The organism is Agromyces sp. NPDC056965 (assembly GCF_042673425.1).
GTDB lineage: Bacteria > Actinomycetota > Actinomycetes > Actinomycetales > Microbacteriaceae > Agromyces.
The window spans coordinates 1-21,929 of sequence record NZ_JBHURI010000073.1; the positions used below are offsets into that span (position 1 = coordinate 1).

Below are 21,929 nucleotides of genomic sequence, written 5' to 3' on the forward strand. Positions count from 1 at the left end.
CATCAACACTTGTCGCCGCGGCATCCGCTGTTCTATTAAAGCCACAGGCCGCGGGGCGGTCCTTGATGAGGTTGGTGATGCGGATCGTGGAGCACCGGCGGCCCTGATCGTCGGTGACGGCGATCTCGTGCGTCGTGAGGGTGCGGCCGAGATGGATCGGTGTGCAGACCCCGGTGACCCATCCGCTCGTCGCCGACCGCGTGTGCGTCGCGTTGATCTCGATGCCGACGGCCAGCCGGCCGGTGCCCGCCCAGAGGTTCGCGGCCATCGAGCCGAGCGATTCGCCGAGCACCACGTAGGCGCCGCCGTGCAGGAGCATCGCCGGCTGCGTGTTGCCCTCGACCGGCATTCTCGCGACGGATCGATCGACCGAGAACTCGAGGAACTCGATGCCCATCTTCTCGGCCAGTGCACCCGTTCCGCGGGTGTGGAGGTAGTCGATCGGATCGCTCGTCTGGGTCATGCTCGCCTTCGAGATGGGCCGTCGGGCAGTGTCGTCGGCCGCTTGTAGTCTTGGGGGGTGTCGGACGCAGAAAAGCCTACCCTCCTCGTCGTCGACGGCCATTCGTTGGCCTTCCGGGCCTTCTACGCCCTCCCAGTCGACAGCTTCACCACCCGCGACGGTCAGCACACGAACGCCATCCACGGCTTCCTGTCGATGCTGCTCCTGCTGCTGCAGAACGAGAAGCCGACGCACATCGCCGTCGCCTTCGACATCTCGCGCGCGTCGTTCCGCACGCGGGAGTACCCCGAGTACAAGGGCACGCGCGGCGAGACGCCGGTCGAGTTCAAGGGGCAGGTGCCGCTGCTGCAGGACGCCCTGAAGGCCATGGGCGTGCGCACCCTCGAGAAGGAGGACTACGAGGCCGACGACATCCTCGCGACGCTCGCGGCCCGCGGGCGTGAAGAGGGGTATCGCGTGCTCCTCGTCTCGGGCGACCGCGACACCATCCAGCTCGTCAACGACGACGTCACGCTCCTCTACCCGAACACCCAGGGCGTCTCGCAGCTGAAGCGCTACGACACCGACGCGGTCGTCGAGCGCTACGGCATCCGCCCCGAGCAGTACCCCGACGTCGCCGCGCTGGTGGGGGAGACGAGCGACAACCTCATCGGCATCACGAAGGTGGGCGAGAAGACCGCCGTCAAGTGGCTCGGCCTCTACGGTTCGCTCGACGGCATCCTCGAGCACGCCGACGAGATCAAGGGCGTCGTCGGGCAGAACCTGCGCGACGAGAAGGAGAACGCGATCCGCAACCGCCGGCTCAACCGGCTCGTCACCGACGTCGAACTCGACGTCGCGATCGACGAGCTCGAGGCGAAGCCGATCGACATCGAGGCGGTGCAGCCGCTCTTCGAGCGCCTCGAGTTCCGCACGCTGTTCGAGCGGATGAAGAAGATCGTCGCCGGCAACGGCAACGGCAACGGCAACGGCGCGCCCGCGACATCCGCCGCGCCGGCGACCCCGGCCGCAGACGCACCGGCCTCCCCATCTGCTCCGAGCCCGCGCCGACTCCTCGACGAAGAGCTCGCCGCCTGGATCGAACGAGCCGTCATCGCCGAGCCCGCGGGTCTCGGTCTCAGCCTCGAGGTGCTCGACGGCACCGTGATCGGCGCCGGCATCGCGACGGCCAGCGAGTCCGTCCACCTCCCGTGGCAGCAGGGGCGCACCGACTACGCGCCGTTCGAGGCATGGCTCGCGAGCGATTCGCCGAAGATCATGACCGACGCGAAGCCGCAGCTGAAGGCGCTCATGCGCTCGGGTCTCGCCTTCGACGGGCTCGTCGTCGACACCCTCGTCGCCGGATGGCTCGTGCGGCCGATCCTCGCCGAGAAGACGCTCGCCGACCTCGTCGAGCGCTACCTCGGCGAGACCGTGCCCCAGGGCGACCCCGCGCAGCTCATGCCCGAAGAGGGCACCGACGCCGGAGCCCCCGAGTACGCGTGGTACTCGCTGCGGCTCGCGCCCGTCGTGCTGCGCGCCCTGCCCGAGAGCTCGCGGCAGTTGCTCGCCGACGTCGAGATGCCGCTCGTGGCGGTGCTCGCGGCGATGGAGGTGCGGGGCGTCACCGTCGATCACGACGAGCTCGCCTCGCTGTCGGCCGAACTCGGTGGCCGTGCGGCCGGTCTCGCAGACGCCGCATTCGCCGAGATCGGGCGCGAGGTCAACCTGGGTTCGCCCAAGCAGCTCCAAGAGGTGCTCTTCGACCAGCTCGGCATGCCGAAGACGCGGGCGACGAAGACCGGGTACACGACCGACGCGAGTGCGCTGGCCGACCTGCAGGAGTCGAACCCGCACCCGTTCCTCGGCTACCTGCTCGAGCACCGCGACGCGACGAAGCTGCGCCAGATCGTCGAGTCGCTCGACAAGTCGATCGCCGCCGACGGGCGCATCCACACGAGCTACGGCCAGATCGGCGCGGCCACCGGCCGCATGTCGTCGAACGACCCGAACCTGCAGAACATCCCGATCCGCACCGAAGACGGCCGGCGCATCCGCAAGGCCTTCCGCCACGGCCCCGAGTACACCGAGCTGCTCACGGCCGACTACTCGCAGATCGAGATGCGCATCATGGCGCACCTGTCAGGAGACCCCGGCCTCATCGAGGCGTTCAACGCCGGTGAAGACCTGCACCGCTTCGTCGGCGCGCGCGTCTTCTCGGTCGACCCCGCCGACGTCACGCCCGTCATGCGCACGAAGGTGAAGGCGATGTCGTACGGTCTCGCCTACGGACTCAGCGCCTTCGGCCTCTCGAAGCAGCTCCGCATCGACCGCGCAGAGGCGACGCAGCTCATGAAGGAGTACTTCGAGCGGTTCGGCGCCGTGCGCGACTACCTGCGCATGGTCGTCGAGCAGGCGAAGATCGACGGCTACACCGAGACGATCTTCGGTCGCCGTCGTCCGTTCCCCGACCTCAACAGCCCGAACCGCGTGCTCCGCGAGAACGCCGAGCGCGCAGCGCTGAACTCGCCGATCCAGGGCTCGGCGGCCGACATCATCAAGATCGCGATGTCCCGCATCGAGAACGACGTCGCGGCGCAGGGCATGGCCAGCCGCATGCTGCTCACCGTGCACGACGAGCTCATCTTCGAGGTCGCCGACGGCGAGTCCGAGGCGCTCGAGACGCTCGTGCGCGACCGCATGGCGAGTGCCGCCGAGCTGCTCGTGCCGCTCGACGTGCAGATCGGCCGCGGGGCGAACTGGGAGGACGCGGCGCACTGACCACGGGCACCTCCCGTGAGGTGCGAGACGTCGGTCGGCTGCCATAGGCTCGCACCATGGCATCGAGTGAGCGCACCCCGACCGACGTCGATCGCATCGCAGAGGGGTGGGTCGACACTCTCGTCGAATTGAACCCCGGCGTCGGCACCTACATCGGTCGCACGACCTTCGACGAGCGGCTCGCCGACTACTCTCCCGAGGGCCACGAGCGCGGGGTCGCCGCCACGCGAGAGGCGCTCGCCGCGCTTCGTGCGGCGACGCCGGTCGACGGCGTCGATCGCATCACCGTGGCCGACCTCGGCAGCGAACTCGAACTGGAGCTCGAACGGCACGATGCCGGTCTCCACCTGCGTGACCTCAACGTGATCGCGAGCCCGGCGCAAGACATCCGGGAGGTCTTCGACCTCATGCCCACCGATGCTCCCGAGGAGTGGGAGCGCATCGCGACGCGTCTCGGCGCCGTTCCCGGTGCGATCGACGGCTACATCGAGACCCTGCGCGAGGGCATCGCCCGCGGCGTCGTGCCTGCGGCCCGACAGGTGCGCGAGGTCGCGGCACAGGCGCGGCGCATCGCGAAGCCCGACGGGTTCTTCGGCACGTTCGCCGGCTCGGCGAAGGCGGGTGACGCCGAACTGCCCGCGTCGATCACGAGCAGCCTCGGCACCGGTGCCGCAGAGGCCGCCTCCTCGTACGGCCGCCTCGCCGAGTTCCTCGAGACCGAGCTGCACCCGGTGGCGGGCGAGCACGACGGTGTCGGGCGCGAGATCTACGCACTGCAGTCGCGCCACTTCCTCGGCGCGGTCGTCGACCTCGACGAGACCTACGAGTGGGGCATCGAGGAGCTCGCCCGCATGGTCGCCGAGCAGGAGTCCATCGCGAACGAGATCCTGCCCGGGGCATCCGTCCACGAGGCGATCGCGTTCCTCGACAGCGATCCGTCGCGGAAGCTCCACGGCACCGAGGCGCTGCAGCGCTGGATGCAGGAGACGAGCGACCGGGCCGTCGCCGAGCTCGCGGGAACGCAGTTCGACATCCCGGCCGAGATCCGCACGCTCGAGTGCATGATCGCACCGACGCAGGAGGGCGGCATCTACTACACCGGTCCGAGCGACGACTTCTCGCGCCCGGGCCGTATGTGGTGGTCGGTGCCCGAGGGCGTCACCGAGTTCGACACCTGGCGCGAACTCACGACCGTCTACCACGAGGGCGTTCCCGGCCACCACCTGCAGATCGGCCAGGCCGTCGTGAATCGCGGCCAGCTGAACACCTGGCGGCGGCAGCTCGCCGGCACCTCCGGCCACGCCGAGGGCTGGGCGCTCTACGCCGAGCGGCTCATGCAGGGCCTCGGCTACCTCGACGACCCGGCCGACCGGCTGGGCATGCTCGACGGCCAGCGCATGCGGGCCGCCCGTGTCGTGCTCGACATCGGCGTGCACCTCGGCAAGCAGCGGCCCGACGGGCAGGGTGCATGGACGGGCGACTACGCGTTCGAGTTCCTCGGGCAGAACGTCAACATGAACGAGGGCTTCGTGCGCTTCGAGGTGAACCGCTACCTCGGCTGGCCTGGCCAGGCGCCGTCGTACAAGGTCGGCCAGCGCATCTGGGAGCAGCTGCGCGACGAGGTCGCCCGCCGCGAGGGCGAGTCGTTCGACATCCGGGAGTTCCACCGCAACGCGCTCGCGCTCGGCGGCGTCGGCCTCGACACCCTGCGCTCCGCGCTGCTCGGCTGATCGCGCCGGTGTCGAGGCGGCACCGGCCGGGGAGGCCGGCATGACGCGAGTGGTCATCGCCGGGGCATCCGGCTTCATCGGCGGATACCTCGTCGCGAGGTATCGCGCTGCCGGCCTCGAGGTCCGCACGATCGGTCGAGGCGCATCGGCCGATGCCTCGTGGGAGGACCAGGCGGCCGTCGCCGCCCTCGTCGACGGATGCGACGTGCTCGTGAACCTCGCCGGGAAGAGCGTGAACTGCAGGTACACCCAGGGCAACCGCGCCGAGATCGTGCGGTCTCGGGTGGAGACGACCGCGGCGCTGCGTTCGGCAGTGGAGTCCGCTGCATCGCCGCCGAGCGTCTGGTTCAACTCCTCGACGGCGACGATCTACCGACATGCCGAGGATCGCCCGATGACCGAGCGCGACGGCGAGCTCGGAAGCGGGTTCTCCGTCGACGTCGCACGCGCCTGGGAGGGGGCGTTCTTCTCCGGGGACCTGCCGGCGACGCGACGGGTCGCGCTCCGCATCGCGATCGTGCTCGGCGACGGCAGCGTGATGCGGCCGCTCGTCAGGCTCGCACGCTTCGGCCTGGGCGGCCCGCAACTCGACGGGCGCTGGCCCGCGACGCGCGCACGGCGGGCTGCGGGCACGCACCACGAGTTCCGCGCGAAGGGCGGGCTGCAGCGCTTCAGCTGGGTGCACATCGCCGATGTCGCCGGCATCATCGACTTCCTCGCGGGGCGATCCGATCTCGACGGCGTCGTCAACGTGAGCGCCCCGAATCCCACCGACAACCGAACGCTGATGCGCACGATCCGACGGCTCGTCGGCGCGCCGTTCGGCGTTCCGGCATGGCGGTGGGTGCTCGAGCCCGCCTCCGCGGTGATCCGCACCGAGACCGAACTGGTGCTGAAGAGCAGGTGGGTCGTGCCCGAGCGGCTGCTCGACGCCGGCTACGAGTTCGAGTACCCCGACCTCGAGCCGGCGCTGCGCAGCATCCTGAAGCCCGAATCGGCGCGTGACGAAGCCGTCGCGACACCGTCCGCGGGGGAGTGACCCCGCCGTTTGCCAACGAGGGAGCGATTCCGTTAGGATTGAGCGTCACTCGTGTGACATCCCTGTCCGCATGCCCATCGCGGAATCAACATATCGCTCTCCCTCGCGATGGGCTCGATTTTGTCCTTTACGGAGCATTCACTACATGACAACCGCAACGACCAAGGCACCCAAGCAGGTCGCGATCAACGACATCGGATCTGCTGACGATTTCCTCGCCGCGGTCGAGAAGACTTTGAAGTTCTTCAACGACGGCGACCTCATCGAGGGTACCGTCGTGAAGATCGACCGCGACGAGGTCCTCCTCGACGTCGGCTACAAGACCGAGGGCGTCATCCCCTCGCGTGAGCTTTCCATCAAGCACGATGTCGACCCCAGCGAGGTCGTCGGCGTCGGCGACACCGTCGAGGCGCTCGTCCTTCAGAAGGAAGACAAAGAAGGCCGTCTCATCCTGTCGAAGAAGCGCGCTCAGTACGAGCGCGCATGGGGCGACGTGGAGAAGATCAAGGAAGCCGATGGCGTCGTGACCGGTTCGGTCATCGAGGTCGTCAAGGGCGGCCTGATCGTCGACATCGGTCTTCGTGGCTTCCTCCCGGCGTCGCTCATCGAGCTCCGCCGCGTGCGCGACCTCACGCCGTACCTCGGCCAGGAGATCGAGGCGAAGATCCTCGAGCTCGACAAGAACCGCAACAACGTCGTGCTCTCGCGCCGCGCGCTCCTCGAGCAGACGCAGTCCGAGTCGCGTTCGACGTTCCTCGCGAACCTCCACCCGGGACAGATCCGCAAGGGTGTCATCTCGTCGATCGTCAACTTCGGTGCGTTCGTCGACCTCGGTGGCGTCGACGGTCTCGTCCACGTCTCCGAGCTCTCGTGGAAGCACATCGAGCACGCCAGCGAGGTCGTCGAGGTCGGTCAGGAAGTCACCGTCGAGGTGCTCTCCGTCGAGCTCGACCGCGAGCGCGTCTCGCTGTCGCTCAAGGCGACGCAGGAGGACCCGTGGCAGGTCTTCGCCCGTACCCACGCGATCGGTCAGGTCGCCCCGGGTAAGGTCACGAAGCTCGTTCCGTTCGGTGCGTTCGTTCGCGTCGCAGACGGCATCGAGGGCCTCGTCCACATCTCCGAGCTGTCCGGCAAGCACGTCGAGCTCGCAGAGCAGGTCGTGTCGGTCGGCGAAGAGGTCTTCGTCAAGGTCATCGACATCGACCTCGAGCGTCGCCGCATCTCGCTCTCGCTGAAGCAGGCGAACGAGGGCGTCGACCCCGAGGGCACCGAGTTCGACCCGGCGCTCTACGGCATGCTCACCGAGTACGACGAGCAGGGCAACTACAAGTACCCCGAGGGCTTCGACCCCGAGACCAACGAGTGGCGCGAGGGCTTCGAGGCCCAGCGCGAGAAGTGGGAGCAGGACTACGCTGCAGCCCAGGCTCGCTGGGAGGCTCACAAGAAGCAGGTCGCCGCGGCGAACGCTGCTGCTGTGGCCGACGACTCGTTCGCCTCGGCCGGTGCTTCGTACTCGAGCGACTCGGCCGGCGCGGGCACCCTCGCCGACGACGCGTCGCTCGCGGCGCTGCGCGAGAAGCTCTCGAGCAACAACTAGTTCGCTCCCGCGACAAGTCGCGGACGCGAGACGGAAGGCCGGTCCCCTCGGGGGCCGGCCTTCCGGCGTTTCAGGGCGCGGTCGACGGATGTCGCGCGCTCCGCGCCCGTCGCCGGCGCACGGCGATGACCACGAGCGCTGCGATCAGCACGACGCCGAGCACGACGAGCACGGGGGCTATGATCGCGGCGAAGGCGAGCGCGAAGGCGCCGGCATCCTCGGCGGCGCTCGCGATCGGAGCACCGACACCGGCGGTGGCGGTATTGACCACGGGCCGTGCCATCGCCTTCGCGAGATGCACGAGCAGGGCGAGTCCCACGCCGATCGCGATCGGCACCCACTGCTGCGAGGTGAAGAACGCCTCGGGGTCGGTGACGGCCACGGTCGTCGCGCTCACGCCCGATCCGAAGGCGAGGCCGCCGGCCGTGGGCCGCACGATCGTCTGCACGAGGTCGTTCATCGAGTCGAGGCCCGGCACCTTGTCGGCGACGAACTCGACGATGAGGAGCACGACGAGGAAGAGGAGCACCCACTCGTTCGACAGCCACGCCCATTGCGGCGGCAGCTCGATGAGCCCGGTGAACCGGTCGAGTGCGCCGATCACCACCAGGGGGATCCAGGCGTTCAGGCCGGCCGCGAGCGCGAGTCCGGTTCCCGTCAGCAGTTCGAGCATCTTCGCCTCCTGGCCGTCGCGTCGAGTGTCGCACGATTAGAGTGAGAGCGTGTATCTGATCGGTCTCACGGGCGGCATCGCCTCAGGCAAGTCCACGGTCGCGCGTCGACTCTACGAACACGGCGCCGTGCACATCGACGCCGACCAGCTCGCACGGCGTGTCGTGGAGCCGGGAACGCCCGCACTCGCGGCGATCGTCGAGGAGTTCGGTTCCGACGTGCTGCACCGCGACGGAACGCTCGACCGTGCGAAGCTCGGTGAGCGCGTGTTCGGCGATGCGGAGCAGCTCGCGAAGCTCAACGCGATCGTGCACCCGGCGGTGCGCGAGCTCTCGGGCCGCCTGATCGCGAAGGCAGAGGCCGAGGACCCCGATGCCGTCGTGGTCTACGACGTTCCGCTGCTCGTCGAGGCATCCGTCGACCACCCGTTCGACCTGATCGTCGTGACCAATGCGCCCCGACGCGCGCAGGTCGAGCGCCTCGTCGAACACCGCGGGCTCGACCAGGGCCAGGCCGAGGCCCGCGTCGACGCCCAGGTCGACAACACGGCTCGCCTCGCGATCGCCGACGTCGTGATCGACACGGATGGCTCGCTGGCGCACACCATGAGCCAGACCGACGACCTCTGGCACCGCATCGTCGAAGAGCGACGCGCTCGCGCCTGACCGAGCCTCCGCGGGCTGACAGCCCGCTCACAGGAGGAGTGTCGGCGGGCGCTCCTAGACTGGGAAGCATGCAGGCCACACGTTCAGTTCGGCCGTTCGAGGTCATCAGCGAATACACGCCGAGCGGCGATCAGCCGGCGGCGATCGCCGAGCTCGCGGCACGCATCAACGCCGGTGAGACCGATGTCGTGCTGCTCGGCGCGACCGGCACCGGCAAGTCCGCGACGACCGCCTGGCTCATCGAGCAGGTGCAGCGACCGACGCTCGTGCTCGCGCACAACAAGACGCTCGCGGCGCAGCTCGCCAACGAGTTCCGCGAGCTCCTGCCGAACAATGCCGTCGAGTACTTCGTCTCGTACTACGACTACTACCAGCCCGAGGCGTACGTTCCGCAGACCGACACCTTCATCGAGAAAGACAGCTCGATCAACGCCGAGGTCGAGCGACTGCGCCACTCGACGACGAACTCGCTGCTGAGCCGGCGCGACGTCGTGGTCGTGTCGTCGGTCTCGTGCATCTACGGCCTCGGCACGCCCGAAGAGTACCTCGGCGCAATGATGCCGCTGCAGGTCGGCCAGAAGGTCGATCGCGACTGGCTCATCCGCAAGTTCGTCTCGATGCAGTACCAGCGCAACGACGTCGACTTCTCGCGCGGCAACTTCCGCGTGCGCGGCGACACGATCGAGATCATCCCGATCTACGAGGAGCTCGCGATCCGCATCGAGATGTTCGGCGACGAGATCGAAGCGCTCTACAGCCTGCACCCGCTGACCGGCCAGGTCGTCGCCAAGCTCGACTCCGTCCCGGTGTTCCCGGGATCGCACTACGTCGCGAGCACCGAGGTGATGCAGCGCGCGATCGGCACCATCCGCATCGAACTCGAGGAGCGACTCGCGGAGCTCGAGCGCGAGGGCAAGCTGCTCGAGGCGCAGCGACTGCGCATGCGCACCACGTTCGACCTCGAGATGATGGAGCAGATCGGCTTCTGCTCGGGCATCGAGAACTACTCCCGTCACATCGACGGCCGTCAGGCCGGTGAGGCGCCGCACTGCCTCCTCGACTACTTCGCCGACGATTTCCTCGTCGTCATCGACGAGTCCCACGTCACGGTGCCGCAGATCGGTGCGATGTACGAGGGCGACTCGTCGCGCAAGCGGACCCTCGTCGAGCACGGGTTCCGCCTCCCGAGCGCACTCGACAACCGGCCGCTCAAGTGGGACGAGTTCAAGGCGCGCGTCGGGCAGACGGTCTACCTCTCGGCGACGCCCGGGCGCTACGAGATGGGCATCGCCGACGGCGTCGTGCAGCAGATCATCCGCCCGACGGGTCTCGTCGATCCGCAGATCGTGGTGAAGCCCTCGAAGGGCCAGATCGACGACCTGCTCGAAGAGATCCGCACCCGCGCGGGCCGCGACGAACGAGTGCTCGTGACGACGCTCACGAAGAAGATGGCCGAAGAGCTCACCGACTTCCTCACCGAGGCCGGCGTGCGGGTGCGCTACCTCCACTCCGACGTCGACACGCTGCGCCGCGTCGAGCTGCTCACCGAGCTCCGAGCCGGTGTCTACGACGTGCTCGTCGGCATTAACCTCCTGCGAGAGGGCCTCGACCTGCCCGAGGTCTCGCTCGTCGCGATCCTCGACGCCGACAAGGAGGGCTTCCTCCGCTCGTCGACCTCGCTCATCCAGACGATCGGTCGTGCCGCTCGAAACGTCTCGGGCGAGGTGCACATGTACGCCGACGTGCTCACCGACTCGATGAAGTCGGCCATCGACGAGACGACGCGTCGACGCGACATGCAGCTCGAGTACAACAAGGTGAACGGCATCGATCCGCAGCCGCTCCGCAAGCGCATCGCCGACATCACCGATGTGCTCGCGAGAGAAGAGGCCGACACTGCGGCGCTCCTCGCCGGTCGCGACGCGAAGAAGAAGACCTCGGTGCCGAACCTCCGGCGAGAGGGCATCGCGGCTGCGGGCGCCAACGATCTCGAGGACATCATCCGCGACCTCAACGACCAGATGCTGGTCGCGGCGGGGGAGTTGAAGTTCGAGCTGGCGGCACGCCTGCGCGACGAGGTCTCCGACCTCAAGCGCGAGCTCCGCCAGATGGAGAAGGCCGGACACCTGGGGTGATCGGCGCGCGATTCGAACGTATGTTCGCTCAGAGCACGCGCGCTCGAGGCATCCGTGTCGGTGGTGCTCTCTAAACTCGAAGGGTGCCAGTTTCACGTCTCGATGCCCATTCGCACCTGAGTGTCCGCGGTGCTCGCGTGCACAACCTGCAGAACGTCGATGTCGAGATCCCGCGCGATGCGATGGTGGTCTTCACGGGGCTCTCGGGTTCCGGCAAGTCGTCGCTCGCGTTCGACACGATCTTCGCAGAGGGGCAGCGGCGGTACGTCGAGTCGCTCTCGGCCTATGCGCGCCAGTTCCTCGGGCAGGTCGACCGCCCCGACGTCGACTTCATCGAGGGCCTCAGCCCCGCGGTCTCCATCGACCAGAAGTCGACCAACCGCAACCCGCGCTCGACCGTCGGCACGATCACCGAGATCTACGACTACATGCGCCTCCTCTGGGCCCGCATCGGCGTGCCGCACTGCCCGGTGTGCGGTGAGCGCATCCAGCGGCAGACGGTGCAGCAGATCGCCGATCAGCTCATGGAGCTGCCCGAGGGCACCCGCTATCAGGTCGTCAGCCCCGTGGTGTCGAAGAAGAAGGGCGAATTCGTCGACCTCTTCCGCGATCTCGCCGCACAGGGCTACTCGCGCGCCGTCGTCGACGGCGACGTGATCCGCCTCGACGACCCGCCGAAGCTCAAGAAGCAGATCAAGCACGACATCTCGGTCGTCATCGACCGTCTCGTCGCGGGGCCCGAGCTGCTCGGCCGGCTCACCGACTCCCTCGAGACCGCCCTGCGCCTCACCGACGGGCTCGTGCAGGTCAACTACGTCGACGAGACCGGCCCCGCCGCCTGGGTCACCTTCTCCGAGAAGCTCTCGTGCCCGAACCAGCACCCCATCCAGCTCACCGAGATCGAGCCGCGCACGTTCTCGTTCAACGCGCCCTTCGGCGCGTGTCCCGAGTGCTCCGGCCTCGGCACCCGCATGTCCGTCGACGACGCGCTCCTGCTCGGCGACCAGAGCCTCAGCATCGCCGACGGCGTCATCCTGCCGTGGACCTCGCAGGGCAAGAGCCTCTACAACTACTACGAGAAGCTGCTGGGCGGGCTCGCGCGCGACCTCGACTTCTCGCTCGACACGCCCTGGGAGGAGCTCGACGAGGTCGCCCGCCAGGCGGTGCTCCGCGGCGACAACTTCGAGGTCAAGGTCAAGTGGCGCAACCGCTACGGCCGCGAGATGAGCTACACCTCGGGCTTCGAGGGCGTCGTGCCGTACATCGAGCGCCAGTACCTGCAGGCCGAGACCGACGTGCAGCGCGCCCGGTGGTCCGAGTACCTCCGCGAGGTGCCGTGCCCGGTCTGCGACGGCAAGCGCCTGAAGCCCGAAGTGCTCTCAGTGCTCATCCACGACCACAGCATCGCCGACGTCGGACTGCTCAGCCTCACCGATGCGCGTTCGTTCATGGACCGGCTCGCCCTGACCGATCGCGAGCAGGCGATCGCCGCGCAGGTGCTCCGTGAGATCAAGCTGCGACTCGACTTCCTCATCCGCGTCGGGCTCAGCTACCTCGACCTCTCTCGGGCAGCGGCCACCCTCTCGGGTGGTGAGGCGCAGCGCATCCGGCTCGCGACGCAGATCGGCTCGGGCCTGACCGGCGTGCTCTACGTGCTCGACGAGCCGAGCATCGGCCTGCACCAGCGCGACAACCGTCGCCTCATCGACACGCTCATCGCGCTCCGCGACCTCGGCAACACGCTGATCGTCGTCGAGCACGACGAAGACACGATCCGCACCGCCGACTGGATCGTCGACATCGGCCCGGGTGCCGGCGTCAACGGCGGCACGGTCGTGCACTCGGGCAGCTACGCCGACCTCGTGAAGAACACGCGCTCCCTCACGGGCGACTACCTGTCGGGTCGTAAAGAGATCCCGATCCCCGAGCAGCGTCGAGCGATCGACGGCGAGCGAACGATCATGGTGCAGGGCGCCGAGGCCAACAACCTGCGCGGCGTCGACGTCGAGTTCCCGCTCGGCGTGCTGACCGCCGTCACCGGAGTGAGCGGCTCGGGCAAGTCGTCGCTCGTCAACGACATCCTCTACCGGGTGCTCGCCAATCGCTTGAACGGGGCACGCAAGGTGCCCGGCAAGCACCGCAGGGTGACGGGCCTCGACCAGCTCGACAAGGTCGTGCACGTCGACCAGGCGCCGATCGGCCGCACGCCGCGGTCGAACCCCGCAACGTACACCGGCGTCTTCGATCGCATCCGCACGCTGTTCTCCGAGACGACCGAGGCGAAGGCGCGCGGCTACCTGCCGGGCCGATTCAGCTTCAACGTCAAGGGCGGGCGCTGCGAGGCGTGCTCGGGCGACGGCACCATCAAGATCGAGATGAACTTCCTGCCCGACGTGTACGTCGCGTGCGAGGTCTGCGGCGGCCAGCGCTACAACCGCGAGACCCTGCAGGTGCACTACAAGGGCAAGAACATCGCCGAGGTGCTCGAGATGCCGATCAGCGAGGCGGCCGAGTTCTTCGAACCGATCTCCGCGATCCACCGCTACCTGAAGACCCTCGTCGACGTCGGGCTCGGCTACGTGCAGCTCGGCCAGAGCGCCACGACGCTCTCGGGCGGCGAGGCGCAGCGCGTGAAGCTCGCGACCGAGCTGCAGCGTCGCTCCAACGGCCGCAGCGTCTACGTGCTCGACGAGCCCACCACCGGGCTCCACTTCGAAGACGTGCAGAAACTCCTGAAGGTGCTCGGCAAGCTCGTCGACAAGGGCAACACCGTGATCGTGATCGAACACAGCCTCGACGTCATCAAGTCGGCCGACTGGATCATCGACCTCGGCCCCGAGGGCGGCTCCGCCGGTGGCCAGATCGTGGCCACCGGCACGCCAGAACAGGTCGCCGCGGTGCCCGACAGCCACACCGGCTACTTCCTGCGCGAGATCCTCGACGCGGCGTCGGTGCGAGCCGCGGTCGCCAGCTGAGGCGGTGAGCACAGTGCTGCCGGGCACCGAGGGCGTCCCGTACCGCCCGAAGAAGGGCGAGATCCCCACCAGCCCCGGGGTCTACCGGTTCCGCGACGCCGATCGACGGGTGCTCTACGTCGGCAAGGCGAAGAATCTCCGGGCCCGGCTCTCGAACTACTTCGCGCCGCTCCGCACCCTGCACGAGCGCACCCGCCGCATGGTGACGACGGCGGCGTCGGTCGAGTGGACGGTCGTCGCCAACGAGGTCGAGGCGCTGCAGCTCGAGTTCACGTGGATCAACGAGTTCGACCCGCCGTTCAACGTGCAGTTCAAGGACGACAAGTCGTATCCGTACCTCGCGGTCACGCTGGCCGATGAGGCGCCGCGCGCCGTCGTCACCCGCAACCGCAACATCCGCGGTGCCAAGTACTTCGGGCCCTACCCCAAGGTGTGGGCGGTCAACGAGACCCTCGAGATCCTGCTCAAGCTCTTCCCGATCCGCACCTGCAAGGACTCCGACTACCGGCGGGCGATGGCCAGCGGCAAGCCGTGCTTCGCCGGACAGATCGGGCGATGCTTCGGGCCCTGCTCGGGCCTCGTGACCGTCGAGGAGCACCGCGAGAGCGTCGACCGCTTCGTCTCGTTCATGCAGAACCAAGACCGGCGCATCCTCGGCGAGCTCACGCAGCGCATGCGCTCGGCCGCGGCCGTGCAGGACTACGAATCCGCCGCGCGACTCCGAGATCGCCTTCAGGCCGCCACCTCGTTCTTCGAGAAGAGTGCTGTGGTGCTCGGCGAGAAGGTCGACATCGACGTCTTCGGCATCGACCACGACGAGCTCGCCGCCGCGGTGCAGCTCTTCATCGTGCGGGGCGGTCGCATTCGCGGCGTGCGTTCGTGGACCGTCGACAAGGAGCTCGACGTGCCGCTCGGCGACCTCGTCGACTCGGTCGTGCAGAACGCCTACGGCGACGGGGGAGTCCCCGCGGCCGAGGTCGTGGTGCCCGAGCTTCCCGACGACGCCGAGGCGCTCGAGACCTGGCTCGGCACGATCGCGGGTCGCAAGGTGCGACTGCGGGCGGCGCAGCGCGGCGACAAGGCGGCACTGCTCGCGACCGCGACGCAGAACGCCAAGCAGACGCTCATGCTCTACAAGACGCGGCGCAGCGCCGACTTCACGACGCGCTCGCGGGCACTCGAAGACATCCAGGAGGCGCTCGGCATGGCCGATGCGCCGCTCCGCATCGAGTGCTACGACGTCTCCCACCTCAGCGGCACGAACATCGTCGCCTCGATGGTGGTCTTCGAAGACGGCCTTCCTCGCAAAGACGAGTACCGCCGGTTCACCATCCCGCACTCGACCGACGACACTGATTCGCTCCACCAGGTGCTCACGCGTCGCCTCGCCTACCTGAAGGCCCCCGATTCGATCGGCTCGCCCCTGGAGCCGGCGACCGCGACCATGACGGATGCAGCGATCTCGAGCTCCGACGGCGCGGATGTGCCCGACGGCGAAACGGATGCCGCGGCATCCGAACGCCGGAAGAAGTTCGCCTATCGTCCCAACCTGCTGATCGTCGACGGCGGGCAGCCGCAGGTCGCGGCGGCGGCGCGTGCGCTCCAGGAATCGGGTGTCGAGGGCATCTACCTCTGCGGCATCGCGAAGCGACTCGAGGAGATCTGGACGCCCGACGGCGACTATCCCGTCATCCTGCCGCGCAACAGCGACGCGCTCTTCCTCTTCCAGCGGGTGCGCGACGAGGCGCATCGCTTCGCGATCACGCACCAGCGGGCACGCCGCAAGCGCGACATGGGCAGTGTGCTCTCCGAGATTCCCGGGCTCGGACCGTCGCGCGTGAAGGAGCTGCTGCGCCACTTCGGGTCGGTGAAGCAGCTGCGCGCGGCATCCGAGACCGACATCGCCGAGGTGAAGGGCATCGGCCCATCGCTCGCGGCGACCGTGCACCGCACGCTGCACGCCGATGGCGCCCCCGCACCCAGATAGGCTTGGGTGTCGACACGCGGAAGGGGGCCTCGACACGATGACCGCAGATTCCGAGCAGCAGGAGATGCTGATCGTCACCGGCATGTCCGGTGCAGGACGTTCGACGGTCGGCAACGCGCTCGAAGACCTCGGCTGGTACGTCGTCGACAACCTCCCTCCGCAGATGCTGCGCCCCCTCGTCGAACTCGTCGAGCGGGCCGGCACGTCGCTCCCGCGCATCGCGGCGATCGTCGACATCCGCGGCCGTGACTTCTTCTCCGAGCTCCGCGAGATCATCCAGGCGCTGCGAACCGGTGTCAGCGTGCGCGTCGTCTTCCTCGATGCCACCGACGCCGTGCTCGTGCGCCGGTTCGAGTCGGTCCGCCGCCCGCACCCGCTGCAGGGCAACGGCACGCTGCTCGACGGCATCGGTGCGGAACGCGCCCGCCTGGCGGAGCTTCGCGAGGCGAGCGACATCGTCGTCGACACCTCCGACCTGAACATCCACCAGCTCGCGACCCTCATCACCGAGACCTTCGCCGAGGCAGGCCACGCGGGTCTCCGCGTCACGATGCAGAGCTTCGGCTTCAAGTACGGCGTGCCGTCCGACGCTGATCTCGTCGCCGACGCGCGCTTCCTCCCGAATCCGTTCTGGATCCCCGAGCTCCGCCACCTCACGGGCGACGACGCCGTCGTCTCGGAGTACGTGCTGAGCCAGCCCGGCGCCATGGAGTTCGTCGAGGCGTACGCGAAGGCCCTCGAACCCGTGCTCGCCGGCTACCAGCGCGAGAACAAGCGGCACGCGACGATCGCGATCGGATGCACCGGCGGCAAGCACCGCTCGGTCGCCATGGTGCGCGAGCTCGCGAAGCGAATCGCCGTGCTGCCCGGCGTCGCCGTGAGCGTGAAAGATCGGGACCTGGGCCGCGAGTGATCGCCGGCCCTGCAACACATATGAGAGATGGGACGACAAGTGGCACTGACCGCTGACGTGAAAGAAGAACTGGCGCGCGTCGAAGTGTCGAAGACCGGGGTCAGGGTCGCCGAGCTCGCGTCGATCCTCCGGTTCGCCGGGGGCCTGCACATCATCTCCAACCGCATCGCGATCGAGGCGGAGCTCGACTCGCCGACGCTCGTGCGTCGGGTGACGCGCGACCTCGGCGAGATCTACGGCGTGCGTCCCGACGTCTCGGTGATCTCGCCGACCGGCATGCGTCGTTCGAACCAGTACCTCGTGCGGGTGCTCGAGGGCGGCGAGACGCTCGCCCGCCAGACCGGCCTGCTCGACGCGCGCCGGCGCCCGGTGCGCGGCCTGCCGAATAAGCTCACCACCGGCTCGCGCGATGAGGTCGCGGCCATCTGGCGCGGCGCGTTCCTCGCGAAGGGCAGCCTGACGGACCCCGGTCGTTCGGCTGCGCTCGAGGTCACCTGCCCCGGCAACGAGACCGCCATGGCCCTCGTCGGCGCCGCCGGTCGACTCGGCATCTCGGCGAAGGCGCGAGAGGTCCGCGGCGTCCACCGCGTCGTCATCCGCGACGGCGAGGCGATCAGCGCGATGCTCGCGGTCATGGGCGCCACCGAGACGGTGCGCAACTGGGAGGAGCTGCGTCAGCGCCGCGAGGTGCGCGCGACGGCCAACCGCCTCGTCAACTTCGACGACGCGAACCTGCGACGATCCGCGCAAGCCGCCGTCGCGGCATGCGCCCGGGTCGAGCGCGCGATGGAGCTCCTCGGCGAGGGGATCCCCGACCACCTGAAGTACGCGGGCGAGCTGCGACTCGCCCACCGCGAGGCGAGCCTCGACGAGCTCGGCCACTACGCAGACCCGCCCATGACGAAGGACGCGGTCGCGGGGCGCATCCGCCGTCTTCTCGCGATGGCCGACAAGAAGGCCGCCGACCTCGGCGTGCCGGGCACCGAGGCGAGCCTTCCCGCCGATCTCGACGAGGTCTGAGCGGATGCTCCGGCGGCCGTGCCGCCCGGAGCATGCACCATCGCCGCGCAGATGATCGGGGCATCCGTCATACGGTGTCAAGCCCGCCGCCGGTCAGGGGTGCCGATGCGGCGACGGGCATAGACTCGAGGAGCAGCCGCGGAACCCCGGGGATACGCCCGGAGGACCCGGCGCATCTGACAAGGAGAAGCAATGGCCGACTACACCCTCCCCGATCTGCCCTACGACTACTCGGCGCTCGAGCCGGCGATCAGCGGCACGATCATGGAGCTGCACCACTCGAAGCACCACCAGGCGTACGTGACGGGCGCCAACACCGCGCTCGCCCAGCTCGCAGAGGCTCGGGACTCGGGCAATCTCGCGAACGTCAACAAGCTCGAGAAGGACCTCGCCTTCAATCTCGGCGGCCACGTCAACCACTCGATCTTCTGGACCAACCTCTCGCCCGAGGGCGGCGACAAGCCGACCGGTGAGCTCGCCGCGGCGATCGACGACCAGTTCGGGTCGTTCGACAAGTTCCAGGCGCACTTCACCGCGACGGCGCTCGGCGTGCAGGGGTCGGGCTGGGCGGTGCTCGCATGGGACTCTCTCGGAGAACGCCTGATCATCGTGCAGTTCTTCGACCAGCAGGGCAACCTCCCCGCAGGCATCGTGCCGCTCCTGATGCTCGACGTCTGGGAGCACGCGTACTACCTCGACTACAAGAACGTGCGCGCCGACTACGTCAAGGCGTTCTGGGGCATCGCGAACTGGGAGAACGTCCAGAAGCGCCTCACGACCGCTGGTGAGAAGACCTCAGGGCTGCTGCTACTGTCGTAAAAAGGATGGTGTCCCCGGGCCCGTCCGGGGACACCGCCGTCCGACCAGTTCACCCAGTGAAAGTGCGCGTTCGCGCCATCGTCAATCAGGAGACATCTGTGTCTGTAAAGATCGGCATCAACGGCTTCGGCCGTATCGGCCGCAACTACCTCCGTGCCGCCCTCGCTCAGGGCGCCGACCTCGAGATCGTCGCCGTGAACGACCTCACCGACAACAAGACGCTCGCTCACCTCCTGAAGTACGACTCCATCACGGGTCGCCTGGACGCGACGGTCGACTACGACGAGAACAACATCATCGTCAACGGCAAGGCCATCAAGGCGTTCTCCGAGCGCGACCCCGCGAACCTGCCGTGGGGCGAGCTCGGCGTCGACATCGTCATCGAGTCGACCGGCTTCTTCACCAAGGCCGCCGACGCGCGCAAGCACATCGAGGCCGGAGCGAAGAAGGTCCTGATCTCGGCTCCCGCGACCGATGAGGATGCGACGTTCGTCATGGGCGTCAACGAGCACGAGTACGACCCCGAGCGACACAACATCATCTCGAACGCGTCGTGCACGACCAACTGCCTGGCACCCCTCGCGAAGGTCTTCAACGACGCCTTCGGCATCGAGCGCGGCCTCATGACGACGGTGCACGCGTACACCGCCGACCAGAACCTCCAGGACGGCCCCCACAAGGACCTCCGTCGTGCGCGTGCCGCCGCGATCAACATCGTTCCGACGTCGACGGGTGCCGCCAAGGCGATCGGCCTCGTGCTGCCCGAGCTCGTCGGCAAGCTCGACGGCTTCGCGCTGCGCGTTCCGGTTCCCACCGGCTCGATCACCGACCTGACCGTCACCTCGTCGCGCCCCGTGACGGTCGACGAGGTCAAGGCCGCCTACAAGGCCGCTGCAGAGGGCCCCATGAAGGGCATCCTCAAGTACACCGAAGACGAGATCGTCTCGAGCGACATCGTCTCCGACCCGCACTCGTCGATCTTCGACGCCGGCCTGCTCCGGGTCCTCGGCGACCAGGTCAAGCTCTCGAGCTGGTACGACAACGAGTGGGGCTACTCCAACCGTCTCGTCGACCTGACCGAGTACGTCGCCGAACGTCTCTGAATCGAGCCCCTGTGACCCTGCGAACGATCGATTCCCTCGGTCCGCTCGCCGGCAAGCGCGTCGTCGTCCGTTGTGACCTGAACGTCCCCCTCCGGGACGGGGTCATCACGGACGACGGCCGCGTGCGGGCATCGGTCCCCACCCTGGCGGCACTCGTCGCCCAGGGCGCCCGCGTGATCGTGGTCTCCCACCTCGGTCGCCCCGACGGCGCACCCGACCCCCAGTACAGCCTCGGGCCCGTCGCGACCCGCCTCGGCGAGCTGCTCGACGCACCGGTCGGCTTCGCGGTCGACACGGTCGGCCCCGATGCCGAGGCCAAGGTCGCTGCCCTCGCCGACGGCGAGGTGCTCGTGCTCGAGAACCTCCGGTTCAACCCGGGGGAGACCTCGAAGAACGAAGCCGAGCGCACCGCCTTCGCCGGCGAGCTCGCAGCGTTCGCCGATGCGGTCGTCTCCGACGGCTTCGGCGTCGTGCACCGCAAGCAGGCGAGCGTCTACGAGCTCGAAGCGCTCCGTCCGAGCGCTGCCGGCCTGCTCATCGCCGCTGAGCTCGATGTGCTCGACCGTCTCACGGAGAACCCCGAGCGCCCCTACACCGTCGTGCTCGGCGGCTCGAAGGTCTCCGACAAGCTCGGCGTCATCGCGCACCTGCTGCCGCGGGTCGATGCATTGCTCATCGGTGGCGGCATGCTGTTCACCTTCCTCGCCGCCCAGGGGCACAAGGTCGGGTCGAGCCTCCTCGAAGCCGACCAGATCGATACCGTGAAGGGCTACCTCGCAGAGGCGGCCTTGCGCGGCGTCGACATCGTGCTGCCGACGGATGTCGTCGTGGCCGCCTCGTTCTCGGGTGACGCCGAGCACGTCGTCGCGCCCGCCGATGCGATCGAGCAGACGCCGTTCGGCGCTGCCGGCCTCGGACTCGACATCGGTCCCGACACCGCCGCCGAGTTCGCGAACCGCATCCGCGGCTCGAAGACGGTGTTCTGGAACGGCCCGATGGGCGTGTTCGAGCTCGCGCCGTTCGCGGCGGGCACCCGCGTGGTCGCGGCAGCGCTGACCCAGGTCGACGGCCTCAGCGTCGTGGGCGGCGGCGATTCAGCCGCCGCAGTACGTCAACTCGGCTTCGATGACGCTCAGTTCGGTCACATCTCGACCGGCGGAGGCGCGAGCCTCGAGTTCCTCGAAGGTAAGAAACTCCCCGGACTGGAGGTCCTCGGATGGCAGTGAAGCGCACCCCGTTCATCGCAGGCAACTGGAAGATGAACCTCGATCACCTGCAGTCGATCGCATTCGTGCAGAAGCTCGCATGGGCCCTCGCCGATGCGAAGCACGACTTCGCCGACGCGGAGGTCGCGGTCTTCCCGCCGTTCACCGACCTGCGTTCGGTGCAGACGCTCGTGGCGGCCGACTCCCTGCCCATCGGCTACGGAGCGCAGGATCTGTCGGCGCACGACTCCGGTGCCTACACCGGTGAGATCTCCGGAGCGTTCCTCAAGCAGCTCGACTGCCGCTACGTGATCATCGGCCACTCCGAGCGGCGCACGCTGCACGCGGAGTCCGACGCCGAGGTCAATGCCAAGGTCAAGGCCGCGCACCGTCACGGCCTCGTGCCGGTCGTCTGCGTGGGCGAGACCGCGGAGGACCTCGAGGCCCACGGGCCGAGCGCCGTGCCGGTCGCGCAGCTGCGCGCAGCCCTCGACGGCGTCGACGGCTCGAAGGGCCTCGTCGTCGCGTACGAGCCCGTCTGGGCGATCGGCTCCGGACAGGCGGCCACGCCTGCTCAGGCCGAGCAGGTCGCTGCGGCGCTGCGGGCACTCCTCGTCGAACTCGTCGGCGAAGAGGTCGCCCAGTCGACCCGCGTGCTGTACGGCGGTTCGGTGAAGGCCGCGAACATCGCCTCGTTCCTGCGCGAGCCGAACGTCGATGGGGCCCTCGTCGGCGGCGCGAGCCTCGACATCCCCGAATTCGCGAGCATCGTGCGGTTCAAGAAGCACGTCGGAGCCTGAATTCCCGTACCCGGGAGCGCGTGCGCTCCCGGGTACGGCCATGCTT

At 68.4% G+C, this 21,929-nt stretch carries 16 protein-coding genes; 14 read left to right on the plus strand and 2 right to left on the minus strand.

The genetic code is table 11. The features are described 5' to 3' along the window. A partial coding sequence (locus tag ACFTQE_RS16100) for a hotdog fold thioesterase (protein WP_376926022.1) occupies positions 1 to 463 on the minus strand: 463 nt, incomplete at its 3' end. Between the two features lie 57 nt (positions 464 to 520). On the opposite strand from ACFTQE_RS16100, the gene polA reads away from it, so the two are divergent. The 4 genes from polA to rpsA all read left to right on the plus strand — a co-directional run bounded on the left by polA (position 521) and on the right by rpsA (position 7,589). After that, positions 521 to 3,223 (plus strand): DNA polymerase I, encoded by a 2,703-nt coding sequence (gene polA, locus ACFTQE_RS16105; RefSeq protein WP_376926023.1) that lies wholly within the window; start codon positions 521 to 523, stop codon positions 3,221 to 3,223. Positions 3,224 to 3,279: 56 nt separating this feature from the next. After that, a complete protein-coding gene (locus ACFTQE_RS16110; RefSeq protein ID WP_376926024.1) occupies positions 3,280 to 4,953 on the plus strand; it encodes a DUF885 domain-containing protein in 1,674 nt (557 codons plus the stop codon). 40 nt (positions 4,954 to 4,993) lie between these two features. Then, entirely contained in the window at positions 4,994 to 5,992 is a 999-nt protein-coding gene (locus ACFTQE_RS16115) for an epimerase (RefSeq protein WP_376926025.1), read from the plus strand. Between the two features lie 145 nt (positions 5,993 to 6,137). Beyond that, positions 6,138 to 7,589 carry a 30S ribosomal protein S1 gene (gene rpsA / locus ACFTQE_RS16120; protein WP_074258955.1) on the plus strand — a complete coding sequence of 484 codons (1,452 nt, stop codon included), beginning with the start codon at positions 6,138 to 6,140 and terminating at the stop codon, positions 7,587 to 7,589. Between the two features lie 70 nt (positions 7,590 to 7,659). Here the strand turns inward: rpsA and ACFTQE_RS16125 are convergent, their stop codons facing one another. Beyond that, positions 7,660 to 8,262 carry a DUF4126 domain-containing protein gene (locus ACFTQE_RS16125; RefSeq protein WP_376926026.1) on the minus strand — a complete coding sequence of 201 codons (603 nt, stop codon included), beginning with the start codon at positions 8,260 to 8,262 and terminating at the stop codon, positions 7,660 to 7,662. Positions 8,263 to 8,311: 49 nt separating this feature from the next. On the opposite strand from ACFTQE_RS16125, the gene coaE reads away from it, so the two are divergent. From coaE to tpiA, 10 genes are all read left to right on the plus strand, one after another. After that, complete coding sequence (coaE, locus tag ACFTQE_RS16130) at positions 8,312 to 8,926, plus strand: dephospho-CoA kinase (protein WP_376926027.1); 615 nt, start codon at positions 8,312 to 8,314, stop codon at positions 8,924 to 8,926. Between the two features lie 68 nt (positions 8,927 to 8,994). Continuing rightward, positions 8,995 to 11,061 (plus strand): excinuclease ABC subunit UvrB, encoded by a 2,067-nt coding sequence (gene uvrB / locus ACFTQE_RS16135; RefSeq protein ID WP_375833259.1) that lies wholly within the window; start codon positions 8,995 to 8,997, stop codon positions 11,059 to 11,061. 83 nt (positions 11,062 to 11,144) lie between these two features. Then, positions 11,145 to 14,036 carry an excinuclease ABC subunit UvrA gene (gene uvrA / locus ACFTQE_RS16140; protein ID WP_376926028.1) on the plus strand — a complete coding sequence of 964 codons (2,892 nt, stop codon included), beginning with the start codon at positions 11,145 to 11,147 and terminating at the stop codon, positions 14,034 to 14,036. 16 nt (positions 14,037 to 14,052) lie between these two features. Next, positions 14,053 to 16,023 carry an excinuclease ABC subunit UvrC gene (gene uvrC / locus ACFTQE_RS16145; protein WP_376926033.1) on the plus strand — a complete coding sequence of 657 codons (1,971 nt, stop codon included), beginning with the start codon at positions 14,053 to 14,055 and terminating at the stop codon, positions 16,021 to 16,023. A gap of 37 nt (positions 16,024 to 16,060) precedes the next feature. Beyond that, complete coding sequence (gene rapZ, locus ACFTQE_RS16150; RefSeq protein ID WP_376926029.1) at positions 16,061 to 16,936, plus strand: RNase adapter RapZ; 876 nt, start codon at positions 16,061 to 16,063, stop codon at positions 16,934 to 16,936. Positions 16,937 to 16,975: 39 nt separating this feature from the next. After that, positions 16,976 to 17,956 (plus strand): DNA-binding protein WhiA, encoded by a 981-nt coding sequence (whiA, locus tag ACFTQE_RS16155; protein WP_375836622.1) that lies wholly within the window; start codon positions 16,976 to 16,978, stop codon positions 17,954 to 17,956. Between the two features lie 192 nt (positions 17,957 to 18,148). Beyond that, positions 18,149 to 18,775, plus strand: a complete 627-nt coding sequence (locus ACFTQE_RS16160; RefSeq protein ID WP_376926030.1) for a superoxide dismutase — start codon at positions 18,149 to 18,151, stop codon at positions 18,773 to 18,775. 98 nt (positions 18,776 to 18,873) lie between these two features. Next, positions 18,874 to 19,878: a type I glyceraldehyde-3-phosphate dehydrogenase gene (gene gap / locus ACFTQE_RS16165; protein WP_376926031.1), complete on the plus strand. Its 1,005-nt coding sequence runs from the start codon at positions 18,874 to 18,876 to the stop codon at positions 19,876 to 19,878. A gap of 11 nt (positions 19,879 to 19,889) precedes the next feature. Continuing rightward, positions 19,890 to 21,104 carry a phosphoglycerate kinase gene (locus ACFTQE_RS16170; RefSeq protein WP_376926032.1) on the plus strand — a complete coding sequence of 405 codons (1,215 nt, stop codon included), beginning with the start codon at positions 19,890 to 19,892 and terminating at the stop codon, positions 21,102 to 21,104. Continuing rightward, complete coding sequence (gene tpiA, locus ACFTQE_RS16175; protein ID WP_375833242.1) at positions 21,095 to 21,883, plus strand: triose-phosphate isomerase; 789 nt, start codon at positions 21,095 to 21,097, stop codon at positions 21,881 to 21,883. Before ACFTQE_RS16170 ends, tpiA begins: the two co-directional genes overlap by 10 nt. The last annotated feature ends 46 nt before the right edge of the window (positions 21,884 to 21,929 follow it).

Coding starts and splice junctions, on each gene's coding strand:
- rpsA (WP_074258955.1), top strand. CDS start 6,138: ATGACAACCGCAACGACCAAGGCACCCAAGCAGGTCGCGATCAACGAC.
- ACFTQE_RS16160 (WP_376926030.1), top strand. CDS start 18,149: ATGGCCGACTACACCCTCCCCGATCTGCCCTACGACTACTCGGCGCTC.
- rapZ (WP_376926029.1), top strand. CDS start 16,061: ATGACCGCAGATTCCGAGCAGCAGGAGATGCTGATCGTCACCGGCATG.
- ACFTQE_RS16115 (WP_376926025.1), top strand. CDS start 4,994: ATGACGCGAGTGGTCATCGCCGGGGCATCCGGCTTCATCGGCGGATAC.
- ACFTQE_RS16110 (WP_376926024.1), top strand. CDS start 3,280: ATGGCATCGAGTGAGCGCACCCCGACCGACGTCGATCGCATCGCAGAG.
- tpiA (WP_375833242.1), top strand. CDS start 21,095: ATGGCAGTGAAGCGCACCCCGTTCATCGCAGGCAACTGGAAGATGAAC.
- uvrB (WP_375833259.1), top strand. CDS start 8,995: ATGCAGGCCACACGTTCAGTTCGGCCGTTCGAGGTCATCAGCGAATAC.
- ACFTQE_RS16125 (WP_376926026.1), bottom strand. CDS start 8,262: ATGCTCGAACTGCTGACGGGAACCGGACTCGCGCTCGCGGCCGGCCTG.